The sequence below is a fragment of the Vitreimonas flagellata genome (assembly GCF_004634425.1).
GTDB lineage: Bacteria > Pseudomonadota > Alphaproteobacteria > Caulobacterales > Aquidulcibacteraceae > Vitreimonas > Vitreimonas flagellata.
The window spans coordinates 1349268-1370328 of record NZ_SBJL01000001.1 but is presented as its reverse complement, the minus strand read 5'-3'; the positions used below and the strand labels follow the sequence as shown (position 1 = coordinate 1370328).

Genomic DNA, 21061 nt, shown 5'->3' with positions numbered 1-21061 from the left:
CGTTAGCGCTATTCGCGGCAACGCTCCACCTCGATCATTCGCTCTTGTGCGTCCTGCCGCGCGCCATGACGAAGCGGACGTTCATCAGCGTGCTCACATCGGCCAGCGGGTCGCCATCGACGGCGATGATGTCGGCGGCGAGGCCGGGGACAATGCGGCCGGTTTCGTTGCTGAGTTGGAGGTGATCGGCGGCGTTGATCGTTGCGGCTTGGATGGTTTGCAGCGGCGAGAAGCCGGCTTCGACCATGAGCTGGAATTCGCGCGCATTCATGCCGTGCGGCGAGACGCCGGTATCCGTGCCAAAGGCGATGCGAATATTATTCTGGCGCGCGAAGCGGCCCATATTGGCCATATCGCGGCTGACTTGTCGGGCTTTATCGGTCTGTGCCGGCGTGAGCGTGCCGCCGCGTTCGGCCAATTGACCGACCCACCAGCCGGCGAGCAGCGTCGGCACCTGATAGCGATTGCGCAGCAATCGCGCGGATTCTGCGTTGATGTAGCTGCCATGTTCGATGGAATCGACACCAGCGCGAAGCGCCGCGTTGATGCCCTCGACGCCATGCGCGTGCGCAGTGACGCGGCGGCCCATCGAGTGCGCCGCTTCGACGATGGCCGCAAATTCTTCGTCGCTGAATTGCTGGCCAACGCCGGCTGCCGTGTTGGAGAGCACGCCGCCTGTGGCGGTGATCTTGATGACGTCGGCGCCAGCTTGGATTTGGCGGCGCGTGGCGCGGCGGCATTCGTCAGCGCCGGAGCAGGCGTTGGGGTTTGCGAGGACGGCGTTGATGTCGGGCGCAAAGCCGTTGGAATCGCCGTGGCCGCCATGCGGCGTGATTGAGGCGCCGGAGGCGATGATGCGCGGGCCGGGTACGCGGTTCTCGCGGATGGCGCGACGCAGCGCGAAGATGGAATCGTTGTTGGCGCCGAGATCGGCGACGGTAGTGAAGCCGGCGAGCAGGTTCTTTCGCGCATTCTCGGCGCCGCGGAGCGCGCCATCGGCGGGCGTGAGCGTGACTTCCTCGATCAGTTGGTTGGCGCTGAGTTCGCTGGTGAGGTGGACGTGGCTGTCGATGAGGCCAGGCAGCACGAAGCGATTGCGCTGATCGATCACGGTCGCGCCTGCGGGCGTCACATAACCGGCTTCAACGCCGATGATGCGGCCTTCAGCATTGACGAGGATGGATTGTTCTGTGGCGACGCGGCCGGTGCTCGGGTCGGCGAGCAGGCGTCCGGCGTGGATCACGGTGGCGGCTTGCGGCGTGGTTTGCGCAAAGCTTGAGCCGGTGACGAGCGCCAGTGCGGCCAGCGCGCCGGCAAGGAATTTTCCTCGTTGCAACATGCGATCCCCCAAAGAAATATTGATGCGTTGATCGGTTGGACAATGCGCTTCGTCAACTGCACGCACCGAGCGGATGTGCGTGGGCCCTGGGGCCCGGATCGCGCTTCGCGCGTCCGGGATGACGGAGCTACCAATACATCACGAAGAGCACGATGATGAAGATGGCGATGATGGCGGCGGCGATGCCGACGGCGATGGCTGGGCCGCGGTCGGACATCTGCATTTCGGGCTTCTGCGTCGGCACCTGTGCGCCTGATTGCAGGATGGCCTGGTACATCGCTTCTTGCGAGGCATAGACCCGATTGGCGAGAAACCAGGCGATGCCGGCGAAAGCAGGGACTGCGAGCACCAGCATTCGGAGGTGCTCGGACAAGGCGCCGAGGAGCTGACCGCCGGTGTCGTAGGTTGGCACGCTCGATGGTGCGCCGGGCGACATCAGCAGCGTGAAGAGCACGCCGCCGGCTGCCCCGATCAAAGCGCCGCGAATGCCGATGGCGGTTTGCCCCGGTTTGCGGCGTTGTGACCAAACCCAAAGGAAAAGATCGCGCTGACGTTCGTTCATTTCAGGCCCGCGCGCTCGGCGTACATATAGGCCGCGTCAGAGAGAGGTCCGATGCGCTTGATCATTTCGTTCGCGTGCGCGCTGGCGGCCGTGCCGTCACGCACGCGCCCCGCGATGCCTTGCAGAATGCAGGCGAGGCGGAAAGCGTTGTAGGCGAAATACCAATCGAGTTGGTCGATGCCGCTGCGACCCGTTTGCTCACAATAGAGCTTCACGACCTCTTCGACAGTCGGGATGCCGAGCGGCGCCACATCGATGCCGCCGAGGCCGGCCCGGCCGTCGCTCGGCATCACCCAATTCATCAGATAATAGGTGAAGTCGCCGAGTGGATCGCCCAGCGTGGAGAGTTCCCAATCGAGCACAGCGATGACGCGCGGCTCCGTGGCGTGCAGCACCATGTTGTCGAGGCGATAATCGCCGTGGACGATCGAGACGCGTTCGCCCGGCGGAATGGTTTGCGGCAGCCATTCGATCAGACGATTCATTTTCGGAATCGTCTCGGTCTCGCTCAATTTATATTGCTTCGACCAGCGATCGATCTGGCGCGCGAAGTAATTTCCGGGTTTGCCGAAGTCGCTGAGGCCGACTTTGTCGACATCGGTGGTGTGCAATTTGGCGAGTGTTGAGATCTTGTGTTCGTAGATGGCGCGACGTTCTGCGTTCGTGCAATCCGGCAGGCGGCCGTTCCAGAGGATGCGGCCTTCAACCATTTCCATGACGTAGAAGATGGCGCCGACGATGCTGTCGTCGGTGCAGAGCGCATACGGGCGCGCGACCGGGAAGCCTGTGGGGTAGAGCGCGGAGATGACGCGATACTCGCGATCAACCGCATGCGCGGAGGGCAGAAGCTTGCCGCCCGGCTTTTTGCGCAGGACGTATTTTTTTCCCGGCGTGACCAATTGATAGGTCGGGTTCGATTGCCCTCCCTTGAATTGGTTCAAGCTCAGCGGGCCGGCGAAGCCTTCGACGTTCGCCTCCAACCATGCGCTGAGCTTGGCTTGATCGAGCTGGTGACGTTCCTCAACCGGTTTGACGCCGGAAAATGCGTCTTCCGGTCTTAGTTCTTCGGCCATCGCTACCTCCCGTAGGCCTTTGTTAGCAGCGACAGGCTCTGGCGCAACGGTCCGCCGCAAGGGCAAGCTTGAACATTACGCCGGATCGGGGAAGGCTCTGGGCCAAGAAAGTCGCCTCTCGCGGAGGGGCGATGGGGAGGCGTTCGCATGACACCAGGGGTGAAGCTGGCGCAGGCGCACTTTGAGAGTGTGGTCTCAAATCGGGTGGACGATTTCGACGACCAAGTGAGCGACACGTTCCGGTATGAGTTTCTGCCGCCCGTGTTTGGCGCAGGCCCAGCGATGTTGCGGCGCTGGTGCGCGACCTTGTTCTCGATCTATCGGCAATGGTCGTTCGAGATTACCGACTCGCATGAAGACAAGGATTCGGTCGTGGTGCGGGTGAATTGGCGCGGCTTCGATCCGGCCAGTCCGGCAGACACGGCGCCAGAATTCATCGATGTTGCGATGTTTGCGTACACGATGAAAAACGGGAAATTCACGCAATGCACGGCGTCGTATCTCGAATACGACGAGCACGAAGAGCTGAAGCCGCAGCGAGAAAAGTATTCCGACTAATCAGGTCGCCAGTGCGCGCCAGGCGATGTCGCGGCGGCAGAAGCCGCCGGGCCAATCGATGACTTGTACGCCGGCATAAGCGCTGTTGACCGCTGCTTGCAGCGTGTCGCCAATGGCGGTGACATTGAGCACGCGGCCGCCCGCGGCGCGGAGTAGGCCGGTATCATCCGTGCGCGTGCCGGCGTGGAAGACGACGACATTCTCAACCGCGTCAGCCCGTTCAACGCCGCGAATGACGGAGCCGGTGAGCGGCTCGTCCGGATAGCCTTGCGCGGCGTACACGACCGTCACGGCGGGGCGCGCATCCCATTCGATTGCGGGCGCTTGCGCGAGTTCGCCTTTGGCTGCGGCGAGCAGGATGGGCGCCAGATCGCTCTTCATGCGGCGCATCAAGGTTTGGCATTCGGGATCGCCGAAGCGGACGTTGAACTCGATGAGTTTCGGGCCGTCGGCGCTGATCATGAGGCCCGCGAAAAGCACGCCGACGAAGGGCCGGCCTTCGGCCTTCATCCCGCGCAAGGTGGGCAGGATGATCTGCTCCATGGTTTGATCGCGCACGGTGTCGGTGAAGATCGGCGCTGGCGAGTATGCGCCCATACCGCCAGTGTTGGGGCCTTTGTCGCCGTCGTAGGCGCGCTTGTGATCTTGCGCGGCAATGAGCGGGATCGCGGTTTCACCGTCGCAGAGCGCAAAGAAGCTGGCTTCTTCGCCGGGCAGGAAATCTTCGATGACGATACGCTGTCCGGCGGCGCCGAATTTGCGCAGGAAGAGGATTTCGTTGATCGCTTCATCGGCGGCGGCGCGGGTTTCAGCGATGACGACGCCTTTGCCGGCGGCGAGGCCGTCGGCCTTGATGACGAATGGCGGTTCGCGGCCGCCCAGATAGGCTTTGGCGTGAATGGCGTCGTCGAAGACTTTGTATTCTGCGGTTGGCACGCCGTGGCGCACGCAGAATTCCTTCATGAAAGCTTTGGAGGCTTCGAGTTCGGCCGCGGCTTTGCTCGGGCCGAAGCACGGCACGCCGAGCGTTTTCAAATGATCCGCGAGACCCGCGGCGGCGGCGGATTCGGGGCCGATGACGACGAGGTCGACTTGCTCGCGCGCGGCCAGTGCGGCGATTTCAGCGGCTTGCTCGACCTTGAGCGCAAAGGTGCGCCCAAGGGCTGCAAGGCCGGGGTTACCAGGCGTGGAAATGATCTCCGGCGCGAGCGGGCTTTGGGCGAGCTTCCAGCCCAGGGCGTGCTCGCGCCCGCCGGAACCAACGATCAGAATCTTCATGGACTTGGATTGCGGCGGAGCACGCGTATGGTCAAGCCAAACGGCCGGAGGAGCGTGCGTGAGCGACCTGATCAACCCAACCAAAGAGCAGTTCGCCGCTTTTCAGGCGCTGCCGGACGAGGGGCCGATCCACATGCTCAATCTGGTGCGTTTGCGCGAACACGCCGCTTACGAGGACGGGCGCGAGGCGACGGGCGCGGCGGCTTATAAGGCCTATGCCCGCGAAAGCGGGCCTGTGTTCGAGCGCCTCGGCGGACGCCAACACTGGATTGGGCGTTTCGATTGCGTGCTCATCGGGCCGGAAGACGAGCGTTGGGATTTGGTGTTCATCGCCGAGTATCCGAACCCTGCCGCGTTCGCCGCGATGGTCCGCGATCCCGATTATCGGGAAGCAGTCAAACATCGCACCGCCGCGGTAGCTGAGAGCCGATTGATCAGATTGAAGCCGTTACAAGGCGGCAAAGGATTTGGCGACGCGCTCTAGGCGTTTGCTTTGATGTAGAGATCAATCTCTTCGAGCAGGCGTGACCAAGCGTGTTCCGTATCTACGCCCCAAGCGTCGCCGCACGCCTCCTTGATGGTGTCGGCGACTGTAGTGAAGAAGAGGGTGAAGGTTTCGCGTGGGACGTTGTAGCCGTCGTGCGTGGTGGCTTCGGCGTGGATCAGATTGTGCGCGTAGGCGCACGGGCCGATGAAATCGAGAATGGCGTCGAACACGCGCGAAAGCATTTCGCCGCGCACCGCGCCGTTCGTATCCATAACGAAAAGCGGTTCGAGGTCGGGTCGTTCTTGAAAAAGCCGCGCATACACCGCAGACGTGAGATCACCGCCGCGCTCGGAGGCGATCTCTAGGCTTTGCGTGATGAGTGAAGCGTTCGTGTCGTTCATCGCACCCTCTCCCTCCTTTGGGAGGGAGAGGGCAGGGTGAGCGTGGGGCGCTGCTGTTTCAAGTGTGGATGAGGTGAGCTTTGGTATTCTTTGACGGAGCTATCCCTCACCCTGCCCTCTCCCCTCGCGGGGAGGGGGGCTTGGTGGCTTATACCGCGAGAATGCGATCCACCGCCGCGGCGACGATCGGATGATAGCCGGCGCGGGCGTGGGCGTAGGTGCGGCGCGCGAGCGATTGACCCCAGGCGCCGCGCTGCATCAAAGCGCGATAGAGCGGACGAATGAATTTGCCGCGTCCTTGTTCGCTGAGGAAACGCTCGATGGCGTCGGATGACGGCTCGTACGAGTTGTTAATCGCGAGCGCGAGCCAATCGAAGCGCACTTCCATATTGCCGATCGTGTCGAGCGCGAATGCGCGCTCAAGCTCGCGCAAGCGCTCCGCTGGCAATTCGCGCGGCATCGTTTGCAGATAACGCTGGCGCTGCATCGTGTTCCAATGCTCCCACGGCGCGGCCGCTGGCGGGCCGCCGGCGACGAAGGCTTCGATATAGCCAGGGATTGCGTTGAAGCCGTCAGCGACGGGCGCTTGCGCGTTTGATGGAATGCCCGGTTCGTAGGCCCATTGGTCGAGCAGCAATTGCGCTTCGAGCGCGACGTCGTTGCGGACAACGTGCTGTCGGAAATCGGCGAGGAATTGCTGCGTCGTCATCGGCTGGAAGGCGTAGCGATCGAAATAGGAGCGCAGATACGTGTCGAGATGCGTGCGGCCGACAATGCGTTCCACCGTGCGCAGGAAGAGCGCGCCTTTATCATAGGTGATGGCGCTGGAATTGTCGTTGGCGTCGACTTCGCCGGTCCAATGCAGGCGTTGGCCTGCGGGCGAAACAGTCGTGAGCGCGGTTTGGATGTCGCTCCAGGCCAAGGCTTCGGCCATGCGCGCATTCTCTTCGCCGAACAGAGCTTCGCCGATGCGGCCTTCGATGTAGGACGTGAAGCCCTCGTTGAGCCAGCCATCCGCCCAGACGGCGTTGGTGACGAGATTGCCGGACCATGAGTGCGCGAGTTCGTGCGCGACGAGCGACACGAGGCTGCGATCGCCGGCGAGGAAGGTGGGCGTGAGGAAGGTGAGGCGCGGGTTTTCCATGCCGCCATAGGGGAAGGATGGCGGCAGGATCAGCACGTCGTAACGGCCCCAGCGATAGGGGCCGTAGAGCGCTTCGGCCACGTCCATCATGCGTTCCATGTCGGCGCATTCGTCCGCGCCGCGCTCAACTACGGACGGCTCAGCGTACACGCCGGTGCGCGGGCCGGTGGCGCGGTGCACGAGATCGCCGATGCCGATGGCGATGAGATAGGGCGGGATCGGTTGCGGCATGCGGAAGCGGAAGGCGCGCTGGCCGACGCCGGCGGGCTCGCCATCCGGCGTCAGCATTTCCGCGCTCATCACCACTTTCAGACCTTCGGGCGCAACAATGCGTGCGTCGTAGGTTTGGCGAATGCCGGGGCTGTCTTGTGTTGGAATCCAGGTGCGGTTGAGGATCGATTGGCCTTGGCTGAAAAGGAATTGCTTGTTGCTCGCGGTTTGCGCGGGCGTCAGCCATTGCAGCGAGGCGGCGTCGGGACCGCTTTCGTACTCGATCTCGATCGTGCGCGCGCCGTTGAGCGCGATGGTGAGCGGTGCGCCAAGCGAAGGGCGGCTTTCGCCGAGCGTAAATGTTGTCTCAGCGCCGCCAGCGCGGACGCGGTGGATGACGAGATTCAGACTGTCGAGCACGATCTCTTGCGCATCATCGCGCGCGGCAATCGAGAGCGTGGCTTTGCCGCGCATCACTTTGCGTTCGAAGTCCGCCGTCAGATCGAGCGAGACGTGCGTGACGCGCGCAATCTCAGGGCGCGCGTGCGAGCTTGTGTCTAGTGGCAGCGGCGCCAGCGGATCGCGTGCGCCGCCGGTGGCGGTAGCGCAGGCCGAGAGTGCCGGAATGGCGAGAGCGGACGCCAAAAGCGTGCGACGAAGCATGAATGTCCCCCAAAGGTTTGCCGCTAAAGAGCGGGTGCGCGTTTGGGGTGCAAGAGCTTGTCTGCGAATGGGGTAAAACCGGCCCTTAATCGTCCTTCGGCTTCATGATGCCGGAAAAGGTCACCACCGCCAGCGCCGTCAGGATCGCGCCCAGCATGGCGTAAAGCGCATGCGCCCAGCGCCAGAGGGCCACACCTTCGAACAGGCGCCAATCGCTGGTCTCAGACACCGCCATGCCTTGCGGCAATTCGGCGCGCGCGGTGCGGCCGGGAGCGCAGCGGCTTTCCTGGCCGAGATCGATCACCGGGAGCGCTACATCGATGGCGTAGAGCGCAGGCTCGATCGCGCCGTTGCAGGCGCGGCCTTGCGGCGTGACGAGCGCGCCTTGCGCATTCATCGCGAACACGCCGGCGACGCCGATGGCGAGAAAGAGCACAAGCGCGCGCACGACGCGGATCGGCGCCAAGCCGTACCCTGCGATCACGCCGAAGAGTGACGAGAGCGCCCAAGTGAAGGGGCCGGCCGAGGCTGAAAGCGTGCGCTGATCGTGTTGCGCCAGCAGGATGCGCCGCGCGTCGTCGCGGCGGCCCGTGCGGGCATAGACGTTAGCGGCGTGCGTGAAAGGTTGCGGCGAGAAGCGGTCGCCGTCGCGCTTGGAGCGACGTAGCCAAGCGAGGCGCGCGCGCCAGTTTTCGTTGGCGCTGTCGATGCGCTGATAAGCGAAGCCGTCGAGCGTGAGCGTTGAGGTTTCCGCGCCCCAACCGGTTTTCACGTCGTCGTCGAGTGCTGAGCATGTCGCGCCCGACGCATCGATGCGGGCGTCTTGCTGCGTGACGAGGGTCTTGGCCTGGATCGGGCCGGAGATTTGCGCATCAGCGAATGAGAAAAAGGCGCCCTTCATGTTGTCGGGACCTGGGCCGCGCAGTTCGAGGTTGAGCCACGACAGCGCGCCGTCGATGCGGGCGCGATCGAGTTTTAAGCCGCCTTCGACGACCGTCTTTTGCCCATGCGGCGCATAGCCGTTTTCGTCGATCTTCAGCGTGAGATTGCCGCCGACGCGGGCGTTCGGCGCGCGAATGGCCCAGCCGCCGCCATTGATGAAGCGGCCGCCGCCGAAGGCGAGGTAGCCGTTGATACGGGCGTCAGCGAGGAAGATTTCGCCCTTGATGTTGGCGCCCTGCAGCAATACGGCGCCGCCGACGCTGACGCTTGCGGCTTCGATGGCGCGGCCGAACGTATCGCCGCGCGGCGTGAGGCGATGATTGATCTCGGCGCCGCGCACGTCGAAGTTACGACCGATCTCAGCATTGGAAAGAAACACTTGACCCGAGATTTTGGCGTTCACCAGCCCGACCTGGCCGCCTGATGCCGCGCTGGCGAGGTTGAGGGCCACGCCAAACTCATTGCGCAGCGACGCGTCTGTAAACTCGAACACCTGTGCGACGCGCGCGCCGACAAAGCGCACTTCGCCCTCGGCCTTGAATCCGTTGCGCATCAACACCGTGCTAATCTCGGCGCCGTCGGCCGTGAATGCCGCCGCTTCGCCTGTTTCGGAGCGGTTCAGCATTTGGCCGCCCTCGCAAGAGAGGCCGCCCATCAGACGCGCTTGTTGAAGCCAGATGCATCCAAACGCTTCGAAGCTGCCGTCGAAGAACACCGTGCCGGCGACCTCGATGCCCTGCAGCATGAGCGCGTCTTCAGTGCTGTCGGTGGCGCGGGCGAATTTTGCGTCGCGCGCGGCGAGATCGCCGTCGATGCGTGCGCCGCGCAGTTTTACCGTGAGTGTTTCTTGACCGGGCGCGCCGAGCGGGGCGACGCCGCACATATCGAGTTCGCCGTCGATTTGAGTTTCCACCGCGACGAGGCGGGTCAGCCGACTGTTCAGCAGCGAGAAGCGCGCGAGCCGCGAATGGCTGAGGTCGATGATTTCGGGGATCTCGCAATCCACAAGTGCGAGCGCGGGCAGGCCCGCGGCGCCCACGCCTGAACAATCAGTAAGGTCGAGCACGCCTTCAATGCGTGCGCCTTTCAAACGCACGCCAGGCGTGCGAATCACCCAGCTTGGATCGACGCCCAGCATGAGCTTGCGCAGGAAGCCGGCGCGAATAATGGGTTTGGCCCCGCCAGGGCCGGCCATGGGCGTAAAATCGGCGGTCTCGCCCGCAATGGTGCGTTCCACGACGAAATGTTCGTGTGGCGACAGATCGTTCGCGTCGAACGCCATGCCCATGATCCCCCGGCCCCCCAGCCAGGGACGAATTTAAGCAAACTCCGCAAGCGGGCGCGAGTCGCCTTATATGAAACTGATGTCAGACGCCGCCGCCCCCACCCAAGCAGCCCAAGCGGGCAGCAATCTGCCCGAGGTTTCGGTCAGCGAATTGGCCCAGGCGGTAAAGCGCACGATGGAGACCAATTTCGATCGCGTACGCGTGCGCGGCGAATTGGGCCGCGTGTTGATCGCCAAGTCGGGGCATTTGTACGTCGACCTGAAGGATGAGAACGCCAGCATCTCCACGGTGATGTGGAAGGCGAATGTGCAGGCGTTGTCGTTCAGGCCGGAGGAAGGCTTGGAGGTGGTCGCCGAAGGGCGGCTCTCCACCTATCCGGGGCGGTCGCAATATCAGCTCATTGCCGATCGCATGGCGCCCGCGGGCGTCGGCGCGTTGCTGGCGCAATTGGAGAAGCTGAAGGCGAAGCTCGCGGCGGAAGGTCTGTTCGCGGCGGAGCGCAAGAAACGCATCCCGTATTTGCCGCGTACGATCGGCGTGGTGACATCGCCGACCGGCGCGGTGATCCGCGACATTCTGCATCGCTTGCGCGAGCGCTTTCCGTGCCGCGTGATTGTGTGGCCGGTGCTGGTGCAGGGCCAGGAAGCGGCGGGACAAGTGGCGCGTGCGATCAAGGGCTTCAACGCGCTGCAGGGCGATATGCGGCCGGACGTGCTGATCGTGGCGCGCGGCGGCGGCTCGATCGAGGATTTGTGGGCGTTCAATGAAGAGGTCGTGGTGCGCGCCACAGCGGAGAGTGTAATCCCGCTGATCAGCGCGGTGGGCCACGAGACGGACACGACGTTGATCGATTTCGCGTCGGATCTGCGCGCACCCACGCCGACGGGGGCCGCGGAAAAAGCCGTGCCGGTCCGCGCGGAATTGGTAGAGCGCGTCGAGATGTTGGAAGGCCGGCTGAAGGGCGGCCTGGTGCGCGGGCTGGAGAAACGACGCACGGAATTGCGCGCGGCGTCGGCAAAGCTGCCGAGGCTGGAGACGCTCTTTCAGATTCCGCAGCAGCGTTATGATCGCGCGGCGGAGCGACTGAATGCGGCCTTAGTGACGAACACGCGCGCGGCGCAATCGAAGCTGGACCGCATTGCTGCCCGCCTGCGGCCGCAAGCATTGGCGCAAGACATCACACGGCGGCGCGAGCGTTTGCTGCAAGCTGCGGCGCGGTTACAGCCGGCGATGACGCGGTCACTCGTGACGCATCGCAAGCATTTGGATGGAGCGGCACGCATGCTGGAGAGCTTGTCGCACAAGAGCGTTCTCGCGCGCGGCTTCGTGATGGTGCAACGCGACGACGGCACGCTGGTGCGCGCGGCGAAGGATTTGAACGCGGGTGATGTGGTGCAGCTCACGTTTGCGGACGAGCAGAAGAAAGCCGTGATCGATCCGCCAGCTGAAGCGGGCAAACCACGTGCGAAGGCCAAGCCCGGCGGCGATCAGGGGTCGTTGTTCTAGGATTTCAGCGCGCAGCTCTCGCGGGACCGAGCAACAACACGGCCACGTCGCCACGTGCACGCAGGCTTGCCAGGAGCAAATAGATCGCGAGGAAGCCCATGCCGCCGAAGAAGGCGAGGATGGCGAGTGCGAGGCCTGTTGGTGAAAAGTGGTGACGCCATGCTGTCCAGAGCGCGGAGAGGGCGAGAAAGCCCATGAAATCGAGGATGAATTGGCCGGGCCAATTCATCGCGGCGATATCGCCGAAGAAGACGGGCAGCAAATTCCAACCGTGATTGGCAATTACGATCGCTGTGTAGGCGAGAAGTGCCGCGAGGAAGATAAAGAGAAAGCCGCGAAAAGCGATCACGATCAGCTCCAGTACAATGTGTCCTGAAGCTGACCTTAATCGAGCGATACGCCATTACCTAAGAGGTAATATTTTGCGGTGAAATCACCACGGCGTAATCGCGTCGCCGAGGCGTTGGCCCCAATTGGGGCGTTGGACGGCGCTGATCGAGCCGCGGCCGCCATAGGAGATGCGGGCTTCCGCGATCTGCGTGTGATTGATCTTGTTGTCGCTGGTCACATCTTCAGGGCGGATGATGCCGCTGACGGTGAGTTCGCGCAGTTCGCCATTGATGCGCACCTCTTGGCGACCCGCGATGACGAGATTGCCGTTGGGCAGACGATCCACGATCACGGCCGCGACCGTGAGCTCGATCTTCTCTTCGCGATTGATCGCGCCAGTGCCGCGATGTTCGGAATCTGCGTTGCCGCCGATCAAATTCTCGGTGTCGAACGCGCCGCCGATGAGATCGCCGACACTTTGCTCAAGCCCGAAGAAGTTCGAGATGCCCGCCGAGCTTGAGGCTTCGCGTGAGCGGTTCGAGGTGTTCGAAAGCTCGGCGCTGTCGTCGATCTCGATCTCGACGGTCAGAATGTCGCCAATGCGATTGGCGCGCTGATCGTTGAAGAAACTGCGCGAACCTGAACGCCAGAGCGAATTCGGCGCGGGTTCATACGCCACGGGCTCCGGATACGACGGCATCGTCTGTTGCGCACCGCCCGTGAGCGCGGCTGGTGTGCCAACAGGCGCGAGTTGCGGCGGCGCCAAACCGCGGCGGGCGGCGTCATAGGCCACGCCGGGTGCAGCGATGGCGTCCTGCGCCATTGCCCCAGTGTCGAGGCTCGCGCAAGCGCCAGTGCTGGTCGCGAGCGCAAGAAGGGCGAGGGCGCGAAGGGAGTTTTCAGGGCTCATGGATTGGCTCTCGCAGCGCCGGGGCCAGTGACCACGGCTTCAATGGTTCGATTGGACGATGTGTTTTGCAGACGTATGGGTTGGCCGATCGCGCCATCTTCGAGCGCGCGTGCGCGCATCATCAGCGACATGCCTGGCGCTTGATAAACCAGGTTCACGCTTTCGCCGCGGCGAATGACAGCGTCGACAATCGTGCGATTGCCTCCCGCCGCCGGCAGGGTCGCGCGCAAGCCGCCAGGGCGAACAACTTGCACAGCGTTGACGCCCGCCGGCGGCGTGAACTGTAGCCCAGCAGCGGATGCTGCCGCTTGCAGCACGGGCATATTGATGGTGCTGATTTGCCCCGCTGGCGGGGACGGCGCGATGGCGCGACCGGCGACGTCGGCTGGCGCGCCCTCGAACACGTCGCCCATCGTGACAGCAGGGCCGCTCGCTTCGATGCGCGTGCGCAGCGTGACGGGCTCGGCGAACGCCACGGAGGCGAACACCATGTAGAGGCAAGCGAGAAGGCAGAACCAGCGCAGCATGTTGATCCTCCTCAGCGCAATTGCGTCGTCGATTGGAGCATTTCGTCGGCGGCGGTGATGACGCGCGCGTTCATCTCGTAGGCGCGTTGCGCCACGATCAGCGACGAAATTTCCTCAACCGCGTTGACGTTCGAGAGTTCGAGGAAGCCTTGCATGATCGTGCCAAAGCCTGGCGAGCCCGGCGTTGACGTGTTCGGGGCGCCGGAGGCGGGCGTTTCCAAGAAGAGATTGTCGCCGATGGCTTCGAGGCCCGGCGGGTTGATGAAGGTGGCGATTTCAATTTGGCCAATCTGCTGCGGCTCGACTTGGCCTTGCATGGTCACTTCGACGACGCCGTCACGCGTGATCTGAATGCCCGTCGCTTCGGCCGGCACTGTGATCGACGGCTCAAGCAGATAGCCGTCAGATGTCACGATCGAGCCGTCGCCATTTACTGCGAGGTTGCCTGCGCGCGTGTATCCGGTTTGACCAGAGGGCAGGGCGATTTGCAGGTAGCCGCGCCCACTAATGGCGACGTCATAAGGATTATCGCTGACGGTGATGCTGCCCTGGCTGGTGATGCGGCCAACTGCGTCGGTCTGCACGCCGACGCCGAGCTGAATGCCCATCGGCAAAATTGCGCCCGAGGCGGACGACGTCGAACCTGGACGCTCTATGTTTTGATAGAGCATGTCCTGGAATTCGGCGCGTTGGCGCTTGTAGCCCGTCGTGTTCATGTTTGCGATGTTGTGCGAAATGACGTCGACGTTGGTTTGCTGCGCCTGCATGCCGCTGGCGGCGATCGAGAGTGCACGCATGTCTAGGGACTTTCCTTATCGGCCGAGTTGTTGGATCGCGCGCTGACGCAAATCATCGGTGTTCGAAACAATTTTCGCCGCCGATTGGTAAGCGCGCGAGATTTCAATGAGCCGGGTGAGCTCAACGACGGGGCGTACGTTGGAGCCTTCGAGAGCTCCTTGAACGACCACGCCTTCAAACTCACCCGCTCTTTGTCCTTCCGCGTCCCAAAGGTTGTCCCCGACCTTTTGGAGCGCGGCCGGTGCGGCGAAACTCGCCACACCAATGCGACCGGCCTCGACGCCGGCCACACGAATAGCGCCGTCGCGCCCGATCGAAGGCGTTTCGCCTTGCGGATCGAGAACGATCGGCGCTCCCCCGCCGCTGAGGACCGGGTAACCATCGCTGGTCACGAGGCGTCCATCACCGGCTAACGAAAACGCGCCATCGCGCGTGTAGAGCGTTTGCCCATTCGGGCCTTGCACCATGAAGAAGCCTTCGCCTTCAATGGCGACATCGAGCGGATTGCCCGTCATCGCGATCGGGCCTTGCTGCATGTTGCGCACAAGGCCCATGTCGCGAACGAAACGAATGTTGGTGGGGGCTTCTTCTGCGTGTGCGTTGGTGCTGTCGGCTTCTTGCAGCCAGATGCCATCGGCCTTGAAGCCCGTGGTGGCCACGTTGGCGAGATTGTTCGCCGCGATATCCATCCGCCGTTGCAGAACACGTTGCGTCTGCAGGCCGAGCATGAGTGCGTTATCCATCGCCATTAACCACGCAAAGGGCGTGCCAGACTCTAAGTGACTGATTTTATTTAATCGAGCTCGTGCGGTATGGTGAACAGCAGGCGCCTTTTCTGCCGCGGCGCCGGCAAGTTTTGCCGAGTTGCTACCAATCCTTAACCACGTCTTGCGCACCAAGGAGCGGTCTTAATGCGCGAGCGATTCCGTGATGTTCGGAAAGAAGAAGAAAAAGGGCGACGAAGCCGAAGAAGCCGAGGGCGCAAGCCCGCCGGCCGAAGCGGCTGAAGGCGCAGAGGGCGAAGCGCCCGCCAAGAAGAAGATGTCGGGCAAGACGCTCGTCCTCTTCATCATCTTGCCGGCGATCCTTGTGCTCGGCGGCGGCGGCGCTGCTGCGTTTCTGTTGCTGAAGCCAAGTGGCGAGCAACACGCCGAAGCCGAAACTGGCGATCACGGCAAAGCCAAGGGCGGCGGTGGTCACGGCGCCGAAGGCGCGCCGGGTGAACCCGTGCCGGGGCCAAACGGCACCATGATCACGTACGGCGAAGGCGAGACGGTGTTCGTCGCGTTGCCGGAAATGCTGGTGAACATCACGGGTCCCGATGGGCGACCTGCGTATCTTAAACTGAAGCTCACGCTTGAAGCGCCGAACGAGGAAGTCGTCACAGCGCTTGGCGAGCACATCCCGCGCGTCAGCGATCAGTTCAACGGCTTCCTGCGCGAATTGCGCACGGATGATCTCTCCGGTTCGGCCGGCGCCTATCGTTTGCGTCTTGAGCTGTTGCGCCGCGTGAACCTCGTGATCGCGCCGCTGCAGATCAACGCTGTGCTCATTGAAGAAATGCTGGTGCAATAATGAGCGCCGACGCTGCTCAGGAAGAAATCCCGGAATGGGATCCGAACGCCCCCACCGAGGAGGGCACGGCTGAGCGCATTCTCAATCAGGACGAAATCGACTCTCTGCTCGGTTTCGGCATGGGCGACGATGACGCTGCGAGCCGTTCTGGCGTGCGTGCGATCATCAATTCGGCGCTTGTGTCGTACGAGCGTCTGCCGATGCTCGAAATCGTGTTCGACCGCCTTGTGCGGTTGATGACGACGAGCTTGCGCAATTTCACCAGCGACAACGTCGAAGTCAGTCTCGACCAGATTACGTCGATCCGCTTCGGTGATTATCTGAACTCGATTCCGCTGCCGGCAATTATTGCCGTGTTCCGCGCCGAGCAGCTCGACAATTTCGGGCTGGTGACGGTGGATTCCGGCCTCATCTATTCGATCGTCGATGTGTTGCTCGGCGGACGCCGCGGCGCAACGTCCGCGCGCGTCGAAGGGCGACCCTACACGACGATCGAGCGCATGCTGGTCACGCGCATGGTCGAAGTCGTGTTAAACGACGCGCATCAGGCGTTTGCGCCGCTGACGGAAGTCGATTTCAAGCTCGATCGTATCGAAACCAATCCGCGGTTTGCCGCGATCGCGCGTCCGCCGAACGCCGCGATCCTCGTGCGCCTTCGCGTCGATATGGAAGATCGCGGCGGCAAGCTTGAGCTTCTGTTGCCGTACGCCACGCTCGAGCCAATCCGGAAAATGCTGCTGCAGCAATTCATGGGCGAGAAGTTCGGCCGCGACAACATTTGGGAAGGCCACCTCGCCAGCGAATTGTGGGCGACGCGTCTCGAAGTACGCGCTGTGTTGGATGAATTGAAGCATCCGCTCGGCAAGGTGCTCGATCTCAAGGTCGGCGACACATTGATGCTGGACGCTGCGCCGGATTCGCCGGTGACGTTGAAGTGCGGCGCTGTCGATCTCGTGCAAGGCCGCGTTGGCCGTATGGGCCATTCCTTGGCGGTGCGGGTCGAAAAGCCAATCGCGCCTGCTGTGCAGCAGGCTGTTATGAAACTTGGAGGGGGTAAATGAGCCCAATCACACTCGCTATCGAAGTCGTGCTCGCGATCATGTTGGCCGCGTGCTTGTTTTATTTCTGGCGCCTGGATCGCAGGCTCGCGGCGCTGCGCACGGGCCAGGACGGCGTGTTGCGGGCCGCCGCCGAACTCGCGCAAGCGACGGTGCAGGCCGAGAACGCGGTGCGCGCGTTGCGCATGACGGCGCAAGAGGCCGGCCGCGATCTTCAAGCCCGCATCAATGACGCCAAGGGCACGGCCGAACGGCTGGGTCTCGGCGCCGGTCGTTTGCGCTCCGGCGCTGACGTTGCGCCGCTTCGTGGACGCATGTGATGAACAAGAAGCCTGCGCAATCGAATGGCGGCGCTGTGCGCCTGCTGCCTGCGGCAATGGTGACTGTCGCCGCTGTGCTCGGTCTCAAAGCCGTGGCGATGGCGGAGGCTGTGGCCGAAGGCGTGGGTGCGGCGACTGAACATGCAGCGCCTACTGAGCATGCGGAAACGACGAACGCGGAAGCGCCGGGGCAACCCGCAGCCAATCAATGCGCGCCGCCAACCCTCGCCGAGATGGCCGGCTTGAGTGCGGCGGAAGTGCAGGTGCTGCAGGCTTTGCAGGCGCGCCGCCAATCGCTCGACCAGCGCGCCGAGCAATATAACACGCAGGACGAACTGATGCTCGCTGCCGAGCAGCGATTGAATGAACGCCTGACTGAGCTGCGTACGCTCGAAACGCACGTCAACGATCTGCTGGGGCAACTCGACGAAGCGCAAGAGCAACGTCTCGCAAGCCTTGTGGATGTCTATCAGCGCATGCGCGCCAAGGACGCAGCGACGGTGTTTGATGGCCTTGAGGATGACGTGCTGGTGCAGGTTGCGAGCCGCATGCGCCAAGCGAACCTCGCCGAAGTCATGGGCCGCATGGATCCGGCGCGTGCGCGTGCGCTCACGCAGATGCTGGCCGATCGCGCGCGTCCGCCGACGAGTGGCGACAATCTGCTTGAGCGTTCACGCGGTACGGGTGCGGCGGCGCCCGCGCCAAGTGCTGGCCGGTAAACGCGCGGTTAACGCCGTGGGGCCAAGATGGGGGTGAATGCGCTGCTGATATGAAATCCTTGCGCTCTCCGATGGCGATCGCCGCCGCTGCCTTGATTGCAGCGCCGCCGGTGGTCGCGCAGCCCATGCAGCTGACGGTGCCGGCGGAAACGCCTGCGCCGGCGCCTGCTGCTGCAGAGACGCAAACCGCGCCGCCGGCGCCGCCCGCTGCTTCGGCCAGCGCGCCAGTTAGTGAAGAGGCCGGTGAAATTCGCGGTTCAACGCCGGTGCCGCCGAATGTCACGGTTGCGGAAACGCCAACGCCGACGCGCGCATCGCCACCCGCGCCGCCGCCAGCAGCGCCTCCACCGCCGCCACCGCCGGCCCGCACTCAGGCTGCATCACCGCCGCCGCAACAACGCTTCGCGCCGGCTGCGACCGCAACAGTCGACGTCGGCGTGCAGGATGCTTACACGCGCCTCGCGTTCCGTTTCGAAGCGCCGACCACGGTCACGCCCGTGCTGCAAGGCAATCGTCTCGAACTGCGCTTCTCGCGCGTGGCCGACATCGATCTCGCGGAAATTCGTTCGACCCTGCCGCGCTACGTGCGCGAGGTGCGTCGCATCAGCGCCGCCGGCGCGCCGGTGCGTTTGCAGCTCACTTTGGATCACGGCGTACGCCAGCGCCATTTCGTCGATGGCAATCGCGTCGTCATTGATCTGCTCACGCCGCCTGTTGAAACCAATCAACCCGCGACCACGCCCGCCAATCAAGGCGCGACGGCAGCACCCACTGTGCCGCTGCGCCCGGTCAATGGCGTCGGCCAAGTGCGATTGGTGGAAGAGGCGAATGTCACGCGCGTCACCGTGACGTGGCCGAGCCCGGCGCGCGCGGCGGCGTTCCGTCGTGGCGAGGCGATCTGGCTTTTGTTCGACGCAACAGGCCGCGTCGATATGAGCGGCGTCGCCCGCGCAGGCCGGCGTCACCAAGATGTCGAGGTCGTGCAAGGCGAAGGCGTGCTGGGTTTGCGCATCGCCGCTCAGCCGGACGTGCAAGTCGCCGCAGCCGCAAACGACGCCTCATGGACGTTCACGCTTGGCCCGCGCGCGGACGCTGGCGCGCCAGCGACATTGACGCGCGAAGTGATGCCGGATGGACGCGGGCGTCTCACGGCGAATTTCGGACGCGAAGGCGTCGTGCGTTACGTGCGCGATCCCGAAGTGGGCGACCGCATCGCGGTGGCGCTGCTCGGCGGCGCGCCGCGCGGCATCGATGCGCGCCGCGCGATGGTCGAGGCGGCCGTGCTGCCATCGGCGCATGGCGGCGTTGTTGAATTGCGTGCGGACGGGCTGAACGTCGCCTTTAACGGCGGCAATCTGGTGGTCTCGCGCGGCGATGGCATGTTGGCGTCCAGTGCGCCCACGCAAGCAGCGGACGAAATGAGCGCCGCGATGCTTGAAGCCGCGATGGACGACGGCGCTGCGTCCACGGCCGCGGCGCAAGCTGGCATGGATTTGGCGCAAGTGCGCGATCGCATCGACGCGCTCTCACGCGCGGCGGCGAACGAAGGTGTCGGCGAAGGCGCGCCTGTGGAGGCGCGCATGGAGCTTGCACGCTTCTTGTTGCAAAACGATTTGGCGCCCGAAGCCTTGGGCGCACTGCGGATCGTAGCGATCAATCAAGGCGAGATGGTCGAACTCGATCCTGAGTATCGCCTGATGCGCGGCGCAGCCAACGTGATGATGGGCCGTTCCGGTGCGGCCGATGGCGATCTGACTTCAACGACCTTGGCGTCCAATCCGTCTGCTGCGCTGTGGCGCGGCTATGCCGCGTCGCTGCGCAAGGATTGGCCGGCGGCACGGCGCGAGCTGGAACGTGGCGCCGGCGCGTTGGAAGAACACCCGCCGGCATGGCGTGCGCGCTTCCAATTGGCGTTGGCGCGTGCGGCGTTTGAACTGAACGACCATGCCGCCGCTGAGACTGCCGCGCGTGCGGCGATGGGGCAGGCGCGCGATGCGTCCATGCGCCTGCAGGCGCGCTTGGTCGAGGCGCGCGTGATGGGCGCGCGCGGCCAAAGCGAACAAGCGCTAACCGTGTTCGATGAATTGTCCCGCGCGCGCGACGAGGAAGTTGCGGTGGCCGCGGCGGTGGAAGCCATTCGCTTGCGCCGCCAAGCTGGCTTGATGCGCGCGGTGGATGCGGTGGAGCCGCTGGAAGCGTTGCGCTTCCGCTGGCGCGGCGATGCGACCGAACTTGCCATCGTCGGCATGTTGGGCGAGGCGTACTCAGAGCTTGGCCGCTGGCGCGAGGCTTTGGCGACGATGCGGATCGCGGCCGATCGCTTCCCGAGTGATCCCGCCGCGCGCCAATTGCGCGCCGACATGACGACGTTGTTCGAGCGGCTTTTCCTGGATGGCGAAGCCGATCGCTTGGAGCCGATCCAGGCGCTTGGGCTCTTCTACGAATTCAGCGATCTCACACCCGTCGGTCCGAACGGCGACCGCATTGTGCGCTTGCTCGCCGGCCGCCTTGTGCATGTCGATCTGTTGGAGCAGGCCGCACAGTTGCTGCAATATCAAGTCGATGAGCGCTTGATGGGCTTGAGCCGCGCGCAAGTCGCCGCTGATCTCGCTGCGATCTATTTGATGGATCAGAAGCCCGATCAGGCGCTGGTCGCGCTCTCCACATCGCGTGTGGCGAACATGCCGGCGAACTTGCTGGGCGATCGACGCATTCTCGAAGCACGCGCGCTGCTCGATCTCGGCCGTCTCGATGCCGCAGCCGAATTGGTGGAGCGCGACCGCAGCGAAGATGCGCAGCGCGTGCGCGCGGAAGCGGCATGGCGCGCCCGTGATTGGGAGCGGGCAGCCGTTGAACTCCGCACCTTGCTCGGCATGCGCAATCGCGCGCAACCGCTTGAGGCGCATGGGCGCGAGGCGGTGCTGCGCGCCGCCGTCGCGTTGACGCTGGCTCACAATAACGACGGCGTGCGCGCGCTTTATCGCGAGTACGCGGGCGACATGGCGAACACGCCGGAAGCGGACGCGTTCGAAGTGGTGGCGTCGGGCGTGCACGCGGAAGGCTCCGCCATTCGTGATGTTGCACGCGCCGTCGCGCGCACGGATCTGATGGGCCGCTTCATGGAGCGCCTGCGCGCGCGCATGACGGAAGAGGCGGTGCAGAGCGCCGCCAATGCAGCGCCTAGCGCACCGACACCGGGCGCACCTGCTGCGCCGACGACACCCGGCCAGCCCGCCGCGCCGCCGCCGCAAGCCGCCGCAACACCTGCGCCCGCGCGCCCCACGCCGGCGGCTGGCGCCTAGTTTCGCGACAAAGCGCGGTTAAAGCGCAATTTTCCAAAGCCAAGCGTCTGCGCGACGTCTAGTGTGTGGCTCT

20 protein-coding genes are annotated in these 21061 nt (G+C 63.9%); 8 read left to right on the top strand and 12 right to left on the bottom strand.

Features of this window, described 5'->3' with window-relative positions; genetic code table 11:
- Positions 1 to 34: 34 nt before the first annotated feature.
- The 3 genes from EPJ54_RS07070 to EPJ54_RS07060 all read right to left on the bottom strand — a co-directional run bounded on the left by EPJ54_RS07070 (position 35) and on the right by EPJ54_RS07060 (position 2974).
- Positions 35 to 1339: a metal-dependent hydrolase family protein gene (locus EPJ54_RS07070; protein WP_135210939.1), complete on the bottom strand. Its 1305-nt coding sequence runs from the start codon at positions 1337 to 1339 to the stop codon at positions 35 to 37.
- A gap of 127 nt (positions 1340 to 1466) precedes the next feature.
- Positions 1467 to 1901 carry a hypothetical protein gene (locus EPJ54_RS07065; protein WP_135210938.1) on the bottom strand — a complete coding sequence of 145 codons (435 nt, stop codon included), beginning with the start codon at positions 1899 to 1901 and terminating at the stop codon, positions 1467 to 1469.
- A complete protein-coding gene (locus EPJ54_RS07060; RefSeq protein WP_135210937.1) occupies positions 1898 to 2974 on the bottom strand; it encodes a phosphotransferase family protein in 1077 nt (358 codons plus the stop codon). The genes EPJ54_RS07065 and EPJ54_RS07060 overlap by 4 nt, the downstream gene beginning before the upstream one ends.
- A gap of 147 nt (positions 2975 to 3121) precedes the next feature.
- On the opposite strand from EPJ54_RS07060, the gene EPJ54_RS07055 reads away from it, so the two are divergent.
- Positions 3122 to 3532, top strand: coding sequence for a nuclear transport factor 2 family protein (locus tag EPJ54_RS07055; protein WP_135210936.1), 411 nt, complete (start codon positions 3122 to 3124; stop codon positions 3530 to 3532).
- On the opposite strand, the gene purD is transcribed toward EPJ54_RS07055, so the two are convergent.
- Positions 3533 to 4810 carry a phosphoribosylamine--glycine ligase gene (purD, locus tag EPJ54_RS07050; RefSeq protein WP_135210935.1) on the bottom strand — a complete coding sequence of 426 codons (1278 nt, stop codon included), beginning with the start codon at positions 4808 to 4810 and terminating at the stop codon, positions 3533 to 3535.
- Between the two features lie 58 nt (positions 4811 to 4868).
- Between purD and EPJ54_RS07045 the strand changes: the two genes are divergently transcribed.
- Positions 4869 to 5294, top strand: a complete 426-nt coding sequence (locus EPJ54_RS07045; protein WP_239590788.1) for a DUF1330 domain-containing protein — start codon at positions 4869 to 4871, stop codon at positions 5292 to 5294.
- On the opposite strand, the gene EPJ54_RS07040 is transcribed toward EPJ54_RS07045, so the two are convergent.
- The 3 genes from EPJ54_RS07040 to EPJ54_RS07030 all read right to left on the bottom strand — a co-directional run bounded on the left by EPJ54_RS07040 (position 5291) and on the right by EPJ54_RS07030 (position 9939).
- Positions 5291 to 5698 carry a globin gene (locus EPJ54_RS07040; RefSeq protein WP_135210933.1) on the bottom strand — a complete coding sequence of 136 codons (408 nt, stop codon included), beginning with the start codon at positions 5696 to 5698 and terminating at the stop codon, positions 5291 to 5293. The two genes, EPJ54_RS07045 and EPJ54_RS07040, sit on opposite strands and share 4 nt — an antisense overlap.
- 148 nt (positions 5699 to 5846) lie before the next feature.
- Complete coding sequence (locus tag EPJ54_RS07035) at positions 5847 to 7715, bottom strand: M1 family metallopeptidase (protein ID WP_135210932.1); 1869 nt, start codon at positions 7713 to 7715, stop codon at positions 5847 to 5849.
- Between the two features lie 85 nt (positions 7716 to 7800).
- Complete coding sequence (locus EPJ54_RS07030; RefSeq protein WP_135210931.1) at positions 7801 to 9939, bottom strand: hypothetical protein; 2139 nt, start codon at positions 9937 to 9939, stop codon at positions 7801 to 7803.
- 73 nt (positions 9940 to 10012) lie between these two features.
- On the opposite strand from EPJ54_RS07030, the gene xseA reads away from it, so the two are divergent.
- Entirely contained in the window at positions 10013 to 11449 is a 1437-nt protein-coding gene (xseA, locus tag EPJ54_RS07025; protein ID WP_239590787.1) for an exodeoxyribonuclease VII large subunit, read from the top strand.
- A gap of 4 nt (positions 11450 to 11453) precedes the next feature.
- Here the strand turns inward: xseA and EPJ54_RS07020 are convergent, their stop codons facing one another.
- The 5 genes from EPJ54_RS07020 to flgF all read right to left on the bottom strand — a co-directional run bounded on the left by EPJ54_RS07020 (position 11454) and on the right by flgF (position 14763).
- Positions 11454 to 11798: a hypothetical protein gene (locus tag EPJ54_RS07020; protein ID WP_135210930.1), complete on the bottom strand. Its 345-nt coding sequence runs from the start codon at positions 11796 to 11798 to the stop codon at positions 11454 to 11456.
- 84 nt (positions 11799 to 11882) lie between these two features.
- A complete protein-coding gene (flgH, locus tag EPJ54_RS07015; protein ID WP_135211210.1) occupies positions 11883 to 12602 on the bottom strand; it encodes a flagellar basal body L-ring protein FlgH in 720 nt (239 codons plus the stop codon).
- Between the two features lie 83 nt (positions 12603 to 12685).
- Positions 12686 to 13216 (bottom strand): flagellar basal body P-ring formation chaperone FlgA, encoded by a 531-nt coding sequence (gene flgA / locus EPJ54_RS07010; protein WP_135210929.1) that lies wholly within the window; start codon positions 13214 to 13216, stop codon positions 12686 to 12688.
- An 11-nt stretch (positions 13217 to 13227) separates the two neighbouring features.
- Positions 13228 to 14013, bottom strand: a complete 786-nt coding sequence (gene flgG / locus EPJ54_RS07005; RefSeq protein WP_135210928.1) for a flagellar basal-body rod protein FlgG — start codon at positions 14011 to 14013, stop codon at positions 13228 to 13230.
- A gap of 15 nt (positions 14014 to 14028) precedes the next feature.
- Positions 14029 to 14763, bottom strand: a complete 735-nt coding sequence (gene flgF / locus EPJ54_RS07000; protein ID WP_135210927.1) for a flagellar basal-body rod protein FlgF — start codon at positions 14761 to 14763, stop codon at positions 14029 to 14031.
- A gap of 181 nt (positions 14764 to 14944) precedes the next feature.
- On the opposite strand from flgF, the gene EPJ54_RS06995 reads away from it, so the two are divergent.
- From EPJ54_RS06995 to EPJ54_RS06975, 5 genes are read left to right on the top strand one after another with little or no spacing between them, the layout of a single operon-like run.
- The gene (locus EPJ54_RS06995) at positions 14945 to 15589 is read left to right on the top strand and encodes a flagellar basal body-associated FliL family protein (RefSeq protein WP_135210926.1); all 645 of its coding nucleotides are present in this window, start codon (positions 14945 to 14947) and stop codon (positions 15587 to 15589) included.
- On the top strand, positions 15589 to 16650 hold the full coding sequence (gene fliM / locus EPJ54_RS06990) for a flagellar motor switch protein FliM (protein ID WP_135210925.1): 1062 nt from the start codon (positions 15589 to 15591) through the stop codon (positions 16648 to 16650). Before EPJ54_RS06995 ends, fliM begins: the two co-directional genes overlap by 1 nt.
- On the top strand, positions 16647 to 16967 hold the full coding sequence (locus tag EPJ54_RS06985) for a DUF6468 domain-containing protein (RefSeq protein WP_135210924.1): 321 nt from the start codon (positions 16647 to 16649) through the stop codon (positions 16965 to 16967). Before fliM ends, EPJ54_RS06985 begins: the two co-directional genes overlap by 4 nt.
- On the top strand, positions 16967 to 17686 hold the full coding sequence (locus EPJ54_RS06980) for a MotE family protein (RefSeq protein ID WP_135210923.1): 720 nt from the start codon (positions 16967 to 16969) through the stop codon (positions 17684 to 17686). The genes EPJ54_RS06985 and EPJ54_RS06980 overlap by 1 nt, the downstream gene beginning before the upstream one ends.
- A 50-nt stretch (positions 17687 to 17736) precedes the next feature.
- Complete coding sequence (locus EPJ54_RS06975; RefSeq protein ID WP_135210922.1) at positions 17737 to 20988, top strand: AMIN domain-containing protein; 3252 nt, start codon at positions 17737 to 17739, stop codon at positions 20986 to 20988.
- Positions 20989 to 21061: the final 73 nt, after the last annotated feature.

What these genes read in the sequence shown, in the direction of transcription:
- EPJ54_RS06980 (WP_135210923.1), top strand. Translation starts at nt 16,967, where the DNA reads ATGAACAAGAAGCCTGCGCAATCGAATGGCGGCGCTGTGCGCCTGCTG.
- EPJ54_RS07040 (WP_135210933.1), bottom strand. Translation starts at nt 5,698, where the DNA reads ATGAACGACACGAACGCTTCACTCATCACGCAAAGCCTAGAGATCGCC.
- EPJ54_RS06975 (WP_135210922.1), top strand. Translation starts at nt 17,737, where the DNA reads ATGAAATCCTTGCGCTCTCCGATGGCGATCGCCGCCGCTGCCTTGATT.
- EPJ54_RS06985 (WP_135210924.1), top strand. Translation starts at nt 16,647, where the DNA reads ATGAGCCCAATCACACTCGCTATCGAAGTCGTGCTCGCGATCATGTTG.
- EPJ54_RS07065 (WP_135210938.1), bottom strand. Translation starts at nt 1,901, where the DNA reads ATGAACGAACGTCAGCGCGATCTTTTCCTTTGGGTTTGGTCACAACGC.
- flgF (WP_135210927.1), bottom strand. Translation starts at nt 14,763, where the DNA reads ATGGCGATGGATAACGCACTCATGCTCGGCCTGCAGACGCAACGTGTT.
- flgH (WP_135211210.1), bottom strand. Translation starts at nt 12,602, where the DNA reads ATGGCGCAGGACGCCATCGCTGCACCCGGCGTGGCCTATGACGCCGCC.
- EPJ54_RS07035 (WP_135210932.1), bottom strand. Translation starts at nt 7,715, where the DNA reads ATGCTTCGTCGCACGCTTTTGGCGTCCGCTCTCGCCATTCCGGCACTC.
- EPJ54_RS07060 (WP_135210937.1), bottom strand. Translation starts at nt 2,974, where the DNA reads ATGGCCGAAGAACTAAGACCGGAAGACGCATTTTCCGGCGTCAAACCG.
- flgA (WP_135210929.1), bottom strand. Translation starts at nt 13,216, where the DNA reads ATGCTGCGCTGGTTCTGCCTTCTCGCTTGCCTCTACATGGTGTTCGCC.
- EPJ54_RS06995 (WP_135210926.1), top strand. Translation starts at nt 14,945, where the DNA reads ATGTTCGGAAAGAAGAAGAAAAAGGGCGACGAAGCCGAAGAAGCCGAG.
- xseA (WP_239590787.1), top strand. Translation starts at nt 10,013, where the DNA reads ATGAAACTGATGTCAGACGCCGCCGCCCCCACCCAAGCAGCCCAAGCG.
- EPJ54_RS07030 (WP_135210931.1), bottom strand. Translation starts at nt 9,939, where the DNA reads ATGGCGTTCGACGCGAACGATCTGTCGCCACACGAACATTTCGTCGTG.
- fliM (WP_135210925.1), top strand. Translation starts at nt 15,589, where the DNA reads ATGAGCGCCGACGCTGCTCAGGAAGAAATCCCGGAATGGGATCCGAAC.
- purD (WP_135210935.1), bottom strand. Translation starts at nt 4,810, where the DNA reads ATGAAGATTCTGATCGTTGGTTCCGGCGGGCGCGAGCACGCCCTGGGC.
- flgG (WP_135210928.1), bottom strand. Translation starts at nt 14,013, where the DNA reads ATGCGTGCACTCTCGATCGCCGCCAGCGGCATGCAGGCGCAGCAAACC.
- EPJ54_RS07070 (WP_135210939.1), bottom strand. Translation starts at nt 1,339, where the DNA reads ATGTTGCAACGAGGAAAATTCCTTGCCGGCGCGCTGGCCGCACTGGCG.
- EPJ54_RS07055 (WP_135210936.1), top strand. Translation starts at nt 3,122, where the DNA reads ATGACACCAGGGGTGAAGCTGGCGCAGGCGCACTTTGAGAGTGTGGTC.